General features: G+C 43.4%; 11 protein-coding genes and 2 pseudogenes. 6 read left to right on the forward strand and 7 right to left on the reverse strand.

The genetic code is table 11. From position 1 onward, the window contains the following. Positions 1–361 precede the first annotated feature (361 nt). Both PTE_RS20500 and PTE_RS20505 read left to right on the forward strand, forming a co-directional pair. Complete coding sequence (locus PTE_RS20500) at positions 362–592, forward strand: type II toxin-antitoxin system RelE/ParE family toxin (protein WP_245219082.1); 231 nt, start codon at positions 362–364, stop codon at positions 590–592. After that, positions 589–927, forward strand: a complete 339-nt coding sequence (locus PTE_RS20505) for a helix-turn-helix domain-containing protein (RefSeq protein ID WP_036850009.1) — start codon at positions 589–591, stop codon at positions 925–927. Before PTE_RS20500 ends, PTE_RS20505 begins: the two co-directional genes overlap by 4 nt. 68 nt (positions 928–995) lie before the next feature. Here the strand turns inward: PTE_RS20505 and PTE_RS25880 are convergent, their stop codons facing one another. After that, positions 996–1,292: a hypothetical protein gene (locus PTE_RS25880; protein WP_036850012.1), complete on the reverse strand. Its 297-nt coding sequence runs from the start codon at positions 1,290–1,292 to the stop codon at positions 996–998. 117 nt (positions 1,293–1,409) lie between these two features. Here PTE_RS25880 and PTE_RS20515 point away from each other — a divergent pair. Beyond that, positions 1,410–1,768, forward strand: a pseudogene (locus PTE_RS20515) (type II toxin-antitoxin system RelE/ParE family toxin). Between the two features lie 108 nt (positions 1,769–1,876). On the opposite strand, the gene PTE_RS22985 reads toward PTE_RS20515, so the two are convergent. From PTE_RS22985 to fadE, 5 genes and pseudogenes are all read right to left on the reverse strand, one after another. Continuing rightward, positions 1,877–2,512 carry an ISAs1 family transposase gene (locus tag PTE_RS22985; RefSeq protein WP_051477491.1) on the reverse strand — a complete coding sequence of 212 codons (636 nt, stop codon included), beginning with the start codon at positions 2,510–2,512 and terminating at the stop codon, positions 1,877–1,879. Positions 2,513–2,703: 191 nt separating this feature from the next. Next, positions 2,704–3,469, reverse strand: a pseudogene (locus PTE_RS24710) (IS5 family transposase). A 757-nt stretch (positions 3,470–4,226) separates the two neighbouring features. Continuing rightward, complete coding sequence (locus tag PTE_RS20535; RefSeq protein WP_198539213.1) at positions 4,227–4,964, reverse strand: hypothetical protein; 738 nt, start codon at positions 4,962–4,964, stop codon at positions 4,227–4,229. A 227-nt stretch (positions 4,965–5,191) separates the two neighbouring features. Beyond that, positions 5,192–6,088 (reverse strand): LysR family transcriptional regulator, encoded by an 897-nt coding sequence (locus PTE_RS20540; protein ID WP_036850017.1) that lies wholly within the window; start codon positions 6,086–6,088, stop codon positions 5,192–5,194. Positions 6,089–6,435: 347 nt separating this feature from the next. Next, entirely contained in the window at positions 6,436–8,871 is a 2,436-nt protein-coding gene (gene fadE, locus PTE_RS20545) for an acyl-CoA dehydrogenase FadE (RefSeq protein ID WP_036850020.1), read from the reverse strand. Between the two features lie 254 nt (positions 8,872–9,125). Between fadE and lpcA the strand changes: the two genes are divergently transcribed. Then, positions 9,126–9,707, forward strand: coding sequence for a D-sedoheptulose 7-phosphate isomerase (gene lpcA, locus PTE_RS20550; protein WP_036850023.1), 582 nt, complete (start codon positions 9,126–9,128; stop codon positions 9,705–9,707). A gap of 24 nt (positions 9,708–9,731) precedes the next feature. Then, on the forward strand, positions 9,732–10,499 hold the full coding sequence (locus PTE_RS20555; RefSeq protein ID WP_036850026.1) for a class II glutamine amidotransferase: 768 nt from the start codon (positions 9,732–9,734) through the stop codon (positions 10,497–10,499). Here PTE_RS20555 and PTE_RS20560 read toward each other — a convergent pair. Further along, a complete protein-coding gene (locus tag PTE_RS20560; protein ID WP_036850029.1) occupies positions 10,470–11,204 on the reverse strand; it encodes a L,D-transpeptidase family protein in 735 nt (244 codons plus the stop codon). The genes PTE_RS20555 and PTE_RS20560 overlap by 30 nt on opposite strands. 417 nt (positions 11,205–11,621) lie before the next feature. On the opposite strand from PTE_RS20560, the gene PTE_RS20565 reads away from it, so the two are divergent. After that, positions 11,622–12,965 carry a Na(+)-translocating NADH-quinone reductase subunit A gene (locus PTE_RS20565; protein ID WP_036850032.1) on the forward strand — a complete coding sequence of 448 codons (1,344 nt, stop codon included), beginning with the start codon at positions 11,622–11,624 and terminating at the stop codon, positions 12,963–12,965.

Below are 12,965 nucleotides of genomic sequence, written 5' to 3' on the forward strand. Positions count from 1 at the left end.
ACCCATTTTTCCTCTGAATCTGTAGTACGAACCGTCGGGCAACTTGATATCGAGATGCAATTTGCTCCCAAATCTCAACGTAATGTTTGAAATAGAAAGGTTTGTCAGAGGTCTGAAGCGTACTTATTGCACATTTTCTCCTCGTGAGGCTTCAAATTCCTTCAATTCTGCATTTGTAATTTTGCGTGGAGTGGTATAAAATTTTATACAATCAAATGAGGAAGGAAACTATGATAAAAATCAGGAGCGGTACTAGAGAAAGAAATTGTCTGTATTGGCTCTTATTGTGAAGATTTGTTAGCCTTTCTTACAAATCGCACGTAAAGACGCAGGCTATCAGTTTCATAGAATACAGTATGGAATAGATCCTGAAGACTGGAAACCCTTTTCTAACATCGGTTCTGGTGTAAAAGAAATGTGGCTAAGAGACAGCACTGGTATTTATCGCATTATGTATGTTGTTAAATTTGATGAAGCTATTTACGTATTACATAGTTTTCAGAAGAAAACTAAACAAACGAATAGACAGGACAAGGATATCGCTAAAGTGAGATACAACGCAGTTATCCAGCAGCGGGGAAATATCAAATGACTACTAAAATTGACACTGAAATTCGCAGGGTAACTCCAGCCGGACATAATATATTTTCTGAATTAGGTTTTACTGAGCAAGAGGCTCAACAACTTCATACAACCTCTTTACAAGAAATAGAAAACACACTGCAAATTAAAGAACGGTTAATGGAAGAAATTACTTTATGGATTGTGGATGAAAAAATGAAACAAGCTGAAGTAGCAGAGGTGTTACACATTTCTCGTCCAAGAGTATCTGACGTTGTGAATAAAAAAGTAAATAAATTCACCATTGACGCATTGGTTAATATGTTAATCCGTATAGGGAAACCTGTTCAGATTACGGTGGGTTAAGACACTCATATTAACAATTCAAAATAGGAGGCACTTAGAATGGGTGCCTCTTGGTATTTCAAAATGATTCAACCTTTCGGTTCAATACCACGTGCCAGCAGCTCTTTGCGCAAAATTCGTTTTATCCATGTTGCTAAAGACGTATCACTATCTTTCTTCATTTCTGCTTCAAGCTGGAAACGAAATTCCTCTGTTAATCTCATCGGAAATTGAGGAGATCTTTTATTTTGTATTGACAAGGTATATACCTGTATATATTCAAAGAGTTTCAAAAACAACAGAGCCCGGTAGTGTCTCACCACTAACCGGGCTTCTAACCACAACATTATTGGAGCTAATGCTATGGCTAACGCTAATAGTAACATACGCACACATTCAAAACTCTATACATTTATAACGTCCTTTCTAATCGGTTGATAATCGAACTTCACCCATTACACATGATTTCAGCATTGTATACAATGAAATAAGGAAGGAAAACTATGACGAAAATCAGGAGCGGTACAGAGAAAGAAATTGCCTGGATTGGCTCTTCTTATGAAGACTTGTTAGCTTTTCCTACAGACGCACGTAAAGACGCAGGTTATCAGCTTCATAGAATACAGAGTGGAATAGATTCTGAAGACTGGAAACCCTTTTCTGATATCGGTTCTGGCGTAAAAGAAATACGGCTAAGAGACAGTACAGGTATTTATCGCATTATGTATGTTGCTAAATTTGATGAAGCTATTTACGTATTACATAGTTTTCAGAAAAAACTCAACAAACGAATAAACAGGACAAGGATATCGCTAAAGTGAGATACAACGCAGTTATCCAGCAACGGAGAAATATTAAATGACCACTAAAATTGACACTGAAATTCGTAGAGCAACTCCAGCCGGACATAATATATTTTTTGAATTAGGTTTTACTGAGCAAGAGGCCAGGGCTAACGCATCAAAGCTCATTATATAAACAAACTCAAGGATTCGAATAAATAATCATCATTTAAACAACAGAGCCTGCGTTTATTTTCCATGCTTAAATTACGGGATTTATTCTGTTTCAGCATGTTCAAAATCCATTTTCTTAGTACAGCTAAATTTTCACCCGCAAATCCCATCCGGGCCTGGAGTTTATCTTCTCGAAATGCAACATCAAGTGACCCGTGTAAATGATTCTCCACCGACCAGTGAGAGCGTGTCGCTTGCAAGGCTTTCTCCGCATTCATTGGCTGGCTACTGATATAAAATCGGACAAAATCATGCCCACGTCCTTTTTCTGTCCGTTCAGATTGGACTGCTATTATCGTCTTTGCTTTCCATTTCTGACAAATGGGGCATCTGCTCACCCACAGGGAATTGCCCGCATCGGCGATGTTTCCGGCGACCATGCTGATTATCAAATTGTTTGCAGAAAGAGGGGCCGGCAATATCTTTTGGCGTTCCTGAGCAAAGAGGGCAATTTCGGACCCGGTATCAAAACCACACATCATGGCACAGAGTGTCATAAAAATGACCTCAGATAGAACATGAGAACATTTTGCTTGTTGACGTGGGTCAGGTAAGGCTTCAAGGTAGTCAAACAGGGCTTTCTGAGTCATAAATAAGGCCATTATTACGGGACGCTGTGGATAAATAACGGCAAACAGATAAGATTGCAACAAAAATAAAGCGTGGCTTATTTTGTACGGTTAATTCGTCATCTTATGGATAAAAACGATCATGCGTTAACCCTGGGCTATTTACTGATTGGTTTATAAAGATATAAAGCGAGTGTTACTAGAGAGTATCGTCATAAGATATTTAACCAAAGAGCAAGACAGCGGATCTGAACAGCGGCAAGAAATGAGGCACTATTTTTAGCATAACGGGTTGCTATCCCACGCCAGCGTTTAAGATGGAGAAACGCATTTTCAACTAAATGCCTGAATCGATAGAGGTCCCGGTCATATTCTCGTTTGACCTTGCGATTTTTACGGCTGGGAATTTGCGCTGTCATACCTTGGTGTTCTGCTTGTTCAATCACTGTATTGCTGTCATAGCCCCGATCCGCTAGTAAGTGTTCTGCATCTATTCCTTCAATCAAGATCTCAGCTTGTGAGCCATCCGCTGTGGTACCGCTTGTAATAAGTGCTCTGACCGGCATACCATGCGCATCCACGGCCAAATGTATCTGGGTATTGAGCCCCCTTTTGTCCGCCCCATATCCTGATTGCCGCCTTNTGCGCCTGCGGCATGGGGATGAACCTTAATGTGACTGGCATCAATCATCAACCATTCGAAATCCGGTTCAGAGATGAGCTGCTCAAGCAATCCTTCCCATATTCCTTTGTCACGCCACCGACAAAAACGGCGATGCGTATTTTTCCAGTCACCATAATCGGGCGGTAAATCTCGCCAGGGTGCACCTGCCCGTAAAATCCAGAACACGGCATTAATAAATAACCGATATCATAGCGATGCTCCCAANAGGCTGCCCTTACGTCCTGGCAGGTGAGGCTCAAGTAAACAAAAACATGATCAGAAATATCGTGACGGCGGTGTGCTGGTGTGTTCATGGTTAAGTAATCCATTCATGTAATATGGGGTTATTATTACATGAATTTATTTATGACGACACTATCTAATGTTTTTTAAGCGTAAAACACGATATCCCTGATGATTAAGTTTAATAAAAATCAGGCGAAAAAATGGAAAGAAATCTTTAAAACCTTATGTCGATTAAACCCGGGCGTTAAAACAATGACTTTGAATAGTAATTGAAAACCTATCCATCATAAATCATCAGTGGAAAATAAGAAACAGAAATCGACTTTGTTAATGCTTATGTCTCTTGGGGGGAAGGAACAATAAAAATATGAATGGGTGGCAGATTCGACTAATAAGTGCAATTTTTCAAAAAGCATCGGCATTAATAATGTTTTCAATCAGAGAATGAATTTTTTCATTAAACCATTAAATCATAAAAAATCTGAATAACAAAATCCGAAATAAACGATTTAATAGAATACGAATTGAGTCACTTTCAGCGTTATGATATTGCATTTATTATACAAAACCGTGATATCTTAAATTCGTCAATTTAAACTGGTTTTACACTGCTTTAATCCGTCCGATAGCACTTCTTTTTACTGTTTGATTTAAACTATTCCCCTTTTATACCATTAATGTGATTTAACGCTAAAATCAATTTATATCGTTATTTTTCCAAGCTATTTTCACGCTCTGTTAACGTTTAAATACCTATAATCTTTCTGGCGGATTAATCCGCCAGACTTTTCATTATCGTTGATGTAATAAAGCGTTATTAGGATGTTATTTTATTAATTTCGGGATATCAACGCTGAAATCAATCCACGGGTTGGTGCCCAGTATCTCTGCACCGTCAACACTGGGTTCGTCATAGCGCATAACGAAATGCTTTGGTCCGTGGGCAAATGCCACGATCAATCCATCCTCAGCATCCAGAAACGCAGCATGCATTCCTAGCCCGGGATAGCTGAGACGCCAAGCAGGATCGCCAGCTTCCACACGTCCTACCGACAGCTTTGTAATCACGCCGTCTGGCAGACGGAAGAACCAAGTCCACGGTCCGCCAGCCACAACTGTCATGACTTCATCAATACCCATCCCGTCTTCAGCGCTGTTCACATGCAGTTTACCGAATTTTTCGAGAACAGTTTTTCTGGCTTCAGCCGAGATTGCTTTCATATCGTAAACTTTAGGATAAGGTGCAACACCGACTTCCGACGTTGACAGGAAACCGCCGCGGTGAGCTTCCGGCTGGCGACCAGCCAGTCGGATTTGTTCCAGAAGTTCTCCTCGGTGTAAAGGAAACAGCGAAATCAGTTTCTCGCTCTCTTCTTCCGTGAGCGCACGGGTTTTTGACGTTTCAAGAATAGGTCTGGCTTCTTCAGGGATCGGTGTTGTACTGACCAGAACCCCGATGGAAAATAAGACCTTGTTTACGTTTTCAATGCCAACGGTCGGCTGGCGTTCGTCAAGATAGGACAGAACAAGATTTTCTGATGTTGAAGTAACGGAACTGTTCATATCTACATCTCCTCAATTTTGATGTAACCGATAAGTTCATTTGCAGAACTGAGTATAGGGAGAGAGATAGTTTATTAAAACGCCTATTATGTGAAAATATTGTACACTGATAGTAAACAATTATCGGGTCTTCTCTGATTTGACCATGACTTTTTAAAACCGGTTGGCCTGGCATTTATTTCAACCGGAGATTTGCCATTTAAAATCACCGATCACTTTTCAGATATTCAGCAGGTTTTGTCTAGTGCATTTATAAGGAAATCGATAAAAGCCCTTGTCTTGTTAGAGCGTTCTTTGTGAAAGGGTTGTATGGCATAAAGTGCCTGCATGTCAGCTTCCCATTCCGGAAGTAGTCTGACAAGTTTGCCTGACAGCAGCTCATCAGTGACCAGTAATTCAGGCAGTAAAATCACACCATGTCCGGAAAGCGCTGCCTGTTTGAGTGCAAGCCCGTTATTTACCACATAGGTTCCGGACTTAAGGTCAACGACTTTCACATCATTTTGATTGTGAAATATCCAGCGTCGTGGAGAAGAAGATAAACTGTAGACAAGGCAGTTATGGGAGGTGAGATTTTCAGGGATGAGTATTTTTTCAGAAGCCTCAATATATGCTGGTGAGGCGCATAAGACTCGGGGTACTTTTATCAGTTTCCTGGAGCGAAGGCTGGAATCGCTCAGTTCACCTCCTCCACGTATCGCAACATCTATTCCATGCTCAATAAGATCGATATATTTATCAATCATGACAACTTCTACAGAAATACCAGGGTGAATATGCATAAACTGGCATATCAGTGGATTTAATGCCTTTAGCCCCATAGACATTGGAATACTGACTTTTATCGAACCTGTCAGAGTGTGAGACGTTTCCATAACCGATAAGTCAGCATTCTCAAGCTCATCCAGAATGTTGCACACCTGATGATAGTAATTCCTGCCACTTGCGGTTATGTGCATGTTTCTGGTCGTTCGGTTAATCAGGGGGCTTTTGAGATGCTCTTCAAGCTGATTGATGTTTTTACTGACAGCAGCCTTGGATAAGCCCAGATCTTGGGCGGCGGCTTTGAAACTGCCTAGTTCCACAACACGCCGGAAGACGTTGATTGCTCTTAATTTGTCCATAAGCACCACTGTTGAATGAGTTTAACTGTCTGGTGTATCAATAAACTACGATAAAAAATTATGCTTAACCATTTGTTCAGTTATTGCAACTGAATCAGTTGGTTGCCGATCTGAGCCTCGACAAAGCTATGTTGAAGGATGTGCTGGTGTGACATTACAAGCGGATTGTCGTCTGTATCGTGAGTAGGGTGCTGTAGAGAGTAAATTTCATCTACTCTTTCAAAGGAAATATCGGATATTTTTGACTGTGTCTATTTTTTTGCGCAAAGCGAAATCCTACCTTGGCAACTCGGGACGATACCTTAAGGTATCGTCCCGTAATGACATCCATTCTTTAGTTGTCAGTATCAGGCCGCTTTCGTTTTTGGTTTTTTGTCCTGAACAGGAACCGCCAATGCTTCTGGTTCAAACTCATCGACATTAATAGAACGTAAACGGTTTGCTTCGGCACGCTTCAGAATTTCAGCCTCTTCTGGCGTAATCTTACATTCTGCCAGTGCCTGTTCTGCCAGTTTATCCAGGCCAGTAAAGCCAAGACGTTTACCCGCTTCGCGGCTTAGACGGGCGTGGATCGGTTCTGCGGCAATAATATCGTGCAGAGCTTCTTCCAATAATCCGTGAGGGTTATGTTCGCTCGGTGTCAGGAACTGACCACGGCCGATGCGATCACGGGTAGCGGAAGGCTGTTGTAAGAGCTGTGCCAGTTTGTGATCTAAATGGTCAGATGGCGCTGAATGCACACGTCCTAATGGGAAGACAATAGCACGCATCAGACCTGCAACCAGACGGTTCGGGAAGTTACGCAGTAAGTTGTCTATCGCCTGTTCTGCTTGATGCAGGCTATCCTGAACGGCCCAATGTACCAGTGGTAAATCTTCTTTCTGACGACCTTCATCTTCATAACGTTTTAAGGTTGCTGAAGCCAAATAGGTTTGACTCAGAACGTCGCCAAGACGGGCAGAGACACGTTCACGGCGTTTCAGGCTGCCACCTAATACCCCCATTGCCACATCTGATAACAGAGCCAGGTTGGCACTCTGACGGTTTAATTGTTGATAATAACGGCGGGTTGCATCATTAACCGGCGTGCTGCTGGTGCGGCCATTGGTCAGACCAAGCCAGAAGCTGCGTAACAGGTTACTGGCAACGTGACCGAGGTGGCTAAACAATGCCTTATCAAAATCTTTAATACGGTTATTTTCAACCGCGGCCATTTCATCAAGTACATAAGGATGACAGCGAATAGCTCCCTGACCATAAATAATCATGTTGCGAGTCAGAATATTAGCGCCTTCAACGGTAATGGCGATAGGTGCGCCCTGATAAGCGCGGGCAACGAAGTTGGATGGGCCAAGGCAAACACCTTTACCACCGGCAATATCCATTGCGTCAATAACTGAACGCTGGCCTCTGTGAGTACAATGATATTTCACAATAGCCGATAATACGGAGGGTTTCTCGCCCAGCATGATACCTGTTGTAGCAAGCGTTGAAGCGGCGTCCATCAGGTAAGCGTTACCGGCAATACGTGCCAGTGGCTCTTCAATCCCTTCCATTTTACCAATTGGCATTTTGAACTGACGGCGAATATAAGCGTATGCGCCAATCGCCATGGCAACACTTTTCAAACCACCCGTTGCGTTTGACGGCAGGGTGATACCACGGCCAACAGACAGACATTCAACCAGCATACGCCAGCCTTGTCCGGCCATTTTTGGTCCACCAATGATATAGTCGATTGGGACAAAAATATCTTTACCGCGAGTCGGACCATTCTGGAATGGGATGTTCAGTGGGAAATGGCGATGACCAATTTCTACTCCCGGTACATTTGTCGGGATCAAGGCACAGGTGATACCCAACTCTTTTGTATCGCCCAGTAAATGGTCAGGGTCAGAGAGTTTGAAAGCCAGACCAAGTACGGTGGCGATAGGGGCAAGGGTGATGTAACGCTTGTTCCAGGTCAGACGCATACCCAGAATTTGTTCGCCTTGCCATTCTCCCATACAAACCACGCCTGTATCCGGGATAGCGCCGGCATCTGAACCGGCTTCCGGGCTGGTCAATGCGAAACATGGGATCTCTTCACCACGGGCCAGTCCGGGTAAATAACGGTTTTTTTGCTCATCGGTGCCATAATGTTGTAGTAATTCACCTGGGCCAAGCGAGTTAGGTACACCTACGGTGATGGCCAGAATGCCGGAAGTACCTGCCAGTTTTTGTAATACCCGTGCTTGTGCATAGGCTGAGAATTCCAGACCGCCATACTCTTTTTTAATAATCATGGCAAAGAAGCGGTGTTCTTTCAGGTAGTTCCATAACTCAGGTGGTAAATTAGCAAGTTCATGGCTTATCTGGAAATCATTGGTCATGCGGCAGGCTTCTTCTACCGGTCCATCCAAAAACGCTTGTTCTTCAGCGGTTAACTGAGGCTTTGGATAGTCATGCAATTTTTTCCAGTCAGGTTTGCCCCGGAACAGATCACCTTCCCACCAGGTAGTACCGGCATCAAGGGCTTCTTTTTCCGTGCGGGACAGACTTGGCATCACTTTACGGAAGGCTTTTAATGCCGGAACGGTGAGCAAGGAATGACGAATTGGCGAAAAATTCAGCGTGAACAGAATGATGGCCATGGGTAGCAACATCCAGTAGCTCCATGCATCAATAGCGCCCATCAAGACGGTATAGACAAGGAGCAGTAGGCTGCTGAGGCTGAGATTGACTTTGTGATAACAAAGTATCCCAAGCAATACTAAGAATAGAATGATACTCAATGTGGTCATAATAAAAGCTCCTGGTTAATCTCAGGGTAAGTCATCAGAGGTCTGACCTGTTGTGTTCTTCTTCTCTTTTTAGACCAGGAAGCTGTTTTTAGCAATATATTTACATCTTAATTACAATGCAGCTCACAAACTCGTGGTAATCGGAAGCGGATTAATTTCCCAGAAATGTGATGTTGTCTTCTTTCAAGGCCCTTGATCCGGTAAACTGCCATCCGGCATAACATTAAAGATTACCTGACTGAAGTGAGGAGCTTATGTATCAAGATCTGATCCGTAGTGAATTGAGTGAAGCCGCGGATACGCTGGCAAAGTTTTTAAGTCACGATGCAAATATTGAAGCGATTCAGAAAGCAGCGGTATTACTGGCTGATTCATTTAAAGCGGGTGGTAAGGTATTGTCCTGTGGTAATGGCGGTTCGCACTGTGATGCGATGCATTTCGCGGAAGAATTGACAGGCCGTTATCGCGAAAACCGTCCAGGCTATCCGGCGATTGCGATTTCTGATGTCAGCCATCTTTCCTGCGTCAGTAATGATTTTGGTTATGAATTCGTTTTTTCCCGTTATGTGGAAGCGGTCGGGCAAGCAAGGGATGTCTTGCTGGGTATCTCCACTTCCGGTAATTCCGGCAATATTATCAAAGCAGTTGAAGCTGCCCGTTTAAAAGGCATGAAAGTGATTACGCTGACAGGCAAAGATGGCGGTAAAATGGCAGGAACGGCGGATGTGGAAATTCGTGTGCCGCATTCTGGCTATGCAGATCGTATTCAGGAAATTCATATCAAAGTGATTCATATCCTGATTCAACTTATTGAAAAAGAGATGGTTAGAGCTTGATTTTACAGGCTACAGAGGTGGGCAATGTGTGAGTTACTTGGCATGAGTGCAAATGTGCCAACAGATATCTGCTTTAGTTTACGTGGTCTGATTCAGCGTGGCGGTCATACCGGACCCCATAAAGATGGTTGGGGGATCACTTTTTATGAGGGGCGGGGCTGTCGCACATTTAAAGATCATCAACCAGGTTACCATTCACCCGTTGCCCGTTTTGTACAAGAGTATCCGATTAAATCCAGAGTGGTGATCTCGCATATCCGGCAGGCTAATCGGGGTAATGTTGCGTTGGAAAATACCCACCCTTTTATCCGTGAGATGTGGGGGCGCAATTGGACCTATGCCCATAATGGGCAACTTAAGGGTTATCGGTGGCTTAAAACCGGTCAATATCGCCCAGTCGGGCAAACTGACAGTGAACATGCTTTTTGCTGGATTTTACATCAACTTTCACAAAAATATCCAAGGACGCCCTCTAACTGGCCTGCGGTTTTTCGTTTTATTGCCTCACTGGCGGATGAACTCAGGAAAAAGGGGGTATTCAATATGTTGCTGTCAGACGGGTGTTTTGTGATGGCATATTGTTCAACCAACCTTTATTGGATTACCCGTCGGGCACCGTTTGGAAAAGCAAAACTTCTCGATCAGGATGTTGAAATTGATTTCCAGCAGCACACTCAGCCAGATGATGTCGTTTCTGTCATTGTCACTCAGCCTTTAACCGGCAATGAGTCCTGGAACCGGATCGCGCCGGGTGATTATGCGCTATTTCATCTTGGTGAGCGCATATTGTGATTGATTCTGCAAAGGTGGCGATTTATAAGGTGTTGCGTTAACCGTATATTGACCATTAATAACGCTAATTGCTGCTGGTCGGTTATTTTTGACAAAATATTCATAGGCCGGTTGTAATTGCAACCAAAACAGATAATGGGAGGATGAGCGGTGGCGTAACATATTCTGCGGTGTCATTCTGAATGGGTAAATGCTGATATCAATTTCATACTGTCCGCGCAATAATGCATTTTCTGCATAATGGTAGATCTCATCCATGTAACCGTTAGTCATCGCGTAACAACCGACAGATTTACACTCGCCGTGGATCATTAAATGGTTGCCGGAATAGCCTCTGGATTTATCGTATTCATTTGGAAAACCGAGATTAATAGATCGGTAATACCGACTATTTGGATTGAGCTGACGGGTTTTCACACGATAAAAACCTTCTGGGCTTTTCAAATCACCTTCTGTGGTTTTGGGGCCGAGGCCACCAGAGTAATTGCAAATGGGGTAGCTTTTAGCCAGTTGGTAGTTTCCATGATTATTTTTAGTGTATAGCTCCAGTATCCGCTCTTCTTTGAATATTTGGATAAAGAGGGGAGAGCCGGGTGGCGTGGGGGAGCTTGGCTTAAATTTAACTAAAGTATCCTGAGCGTAGACAGGTAGGAGTGAACTAAAAGACAACAATGTTATTACAGCAAATGTAGCAGTTTTTTTCATGTGACTACCGTATAGAGATGTCGTGGGCTAACCTGGAATTTAGCTTAAGATTGCCATGAGTGATCGACTTTGTGAATAAAAAATAATAACGATGGCTTTATCCTGCAAAGTGATCATGAGATCAAAAAATAATCAGCCGTCGGGAAAGGTGATACAATAGTTCGTTTTTTGCGATCTGTTAATGGTTTAGGGCCAAAGTTATTCCTGTTTGCTTGAACTAAATCACTTGATTAGTCCGACAGTCGAAGAAGGGAGATGTTAAAATTACCGCCCTGAGATTAAAAGAAAATCGTAACAATTATTGGAGAATTATAACCTGGGCACGATCCGTGACTTAAGGGGTTTTTTATAGAGTGGCTATGTTACCACCAGGTAATCTGTAGCATATGATTTAATTGATAAACTTGTGCAAATCTTATGATTAAAATTAAAAAAGGACTCGACCTCCCGATTGCAGGAGCGCCTGCTCAAGTGATAGAAGACGGTCCGACAATTCGCCATGTAGCACTGCTGGGTGATGAGTATGTTGGAATGCGTCCTTCTATGTTGGTTAAGGAAGGTGAGCATGTTAAGAAAGGCCAGATTCTTTTTGAAGATAAAAAGAATCCAGGGGTAGTTTTCACCAGTCCGGCCTGTGGGCAGGTAGTTGCGATCAATCGTGGTGAGCGACGTGTTTTTCAGTCAATCGTGATTGAAATAACGGGAGACGATCAGGTTGATTTTGACCGTTATGATCGTTGCCAACTTGTTCAGTTATCCCGGGAACAAGCAGAAAAGAATCTGATTGATTCCGGATTATGGACTGCACTGCGTACCCGCCCGTACAGTCAAAGCCCTGCTCCCGGTTCTTCGCCGAAAGCAATTTTTGTAACAGCAATGGATACCCAGCCCTTGGCTGCAAATCCACAGGTGGTTATCGCTACCGAAGAACAGGCTTTCGTTGATGGTCTGAATGTGCTGACCAGATTAACCGAAGGTAAAGTTCATGTTTGCCACGGTGCAGGAAGCTTGCCGAATGCCGGTAATAATGCACAAATCACTTATAATCAGTTCTCTGGTCCACATCCTGCGGGGCTTGCTGGAACTCACATCCACTTTATTGAACCCGTCAGCGCGACTAAAACGGTATGGTACTTGGGATATCAGGATGTGATTGCTATCGGTAAGTTATTCACTACCGGCACACTTTATACTGACCGCGTTATTGCACTGGCAGGACCACAAGTTGAGAAACCGCGTCTTATGCGTACCTGCCTGGGGGCAGACCTGCTTGAGTTGACTCAGGATCAATTGAAAGTGGGTGAAAACCGTATTATTTCAGGTTCTGTATTATGTGGTACCCAGTCAGATGAAGTTCGTCACTATCTCGGCCGTTTCCACACTTTAGTTTCTGTTTTACGTGAAGGCCGTGAAAAAGAGCTGTTTGGTTGGATCATGCCGGGTGCCGATAAGTTTTCTGTTACCCGTACCACTATTGGTCATTTCCTGAAAAATAAGCGTTTTGCTTTTTCAACCACAATGAATGGCGGTGAGCGCTCTATGGTGCCAATCGGTAACTACGAGCGTGTTATGCCTTTGGATATTATGGCAACGCATTTGCTGCGGGATCTGCTTGCAGGTGATACCGATAGTGCTCAGGCACTGGGTTGTCTGGAGTTGGATGAGGAAGACCTGGCACTTTGTACCTATGTCTGTCCCGGCAAATATGAATATGGTCCGGTATTGCGTGAAGTGCTGACTAAGATTGAGCAGGAAGGATGA

The organism is Photorhabdus khanii NC19, assembly GCF_000517265.1.
Lineage (GTDB): Bacteria > Pseudomonadota > Gammaproteobacteria > Enterobacterales > Enterobacteriaceae > Photorhabdus > Photorhabdus khanii.

Excerpts from the sequence above, each read along its gene's own strand:
- PTE_RS20505 (WP_036850009.1), top strand. The coding sequence starts at position 589 with ATGACTACTAAAATTGACACTGAAATTCGCAGGGTAACTCCAGCCGGA.
- PTE_RS25880 (WP_036850012.1), bottom strand. The coding sequence starts at position 1,292 with ATGTTACTATTAGCGTTAGCCATAGCATTAGCTCCAATAATGTTGTGG.
- PTE_RS22985 (WP_051477491.1), bottom strand. The coding sequence starts at position 2,512 with ATGACTCAGAAAGCCCTGTTTGACTACCTTGAAGCCTTACCTGACCCA.
- PTE_RS20535 (WP_198539213.1), bottom strand. The coding sequence starts at position 4,964 with ATGAACAGTTCCGTTACTTCAACATCAGAAAATCTTGTTCTGTCCTAT.
- PTE_RS20540 (WP_036850017.1), bottom strand. The coding sequence starts at position 6,088 with ATGGACAAATTAAGAGCAATCAACGTCTTCCGGCGTGTTGTGGAACTA.
- fadE (WP_036850020.1), bottom strand. The coding sequence starts at position 8,871 with ATGACCACATTGAGTATCATTCTATTCTTAGTATTGCTTGGGATACTT.
- lpcA (WP_036850023.1), top strand. The coding sequence starts at position 9,126 with ATGTATCAAGATCTGATCCGTAGTGAATTGAGTGAAGCCGCGGATACG.
- PTE_RS20555 (WP_036850026.1), top strand. The coding sequence starts at position 9,732 with ATGTGTGAGTTACTTGGCATGAGTGCAAATGTGCCAACAGATATCTGC.
- PTE_RS20560 (WP_036850029.1), bottom strand. The coding sequence starts at position 11,204 with ATGAAAAAAACTGCTACATTTGCTGTAATAACATTGTTGTCTTTTAGT.
- PTE_RS20565 (WP_036850032.1), top strand. The coding sequence starts at position 11,622 with ATGATTAAAATTAAAAAAGGACTCGACCTCCCGATTGCAGGAGCGCCT.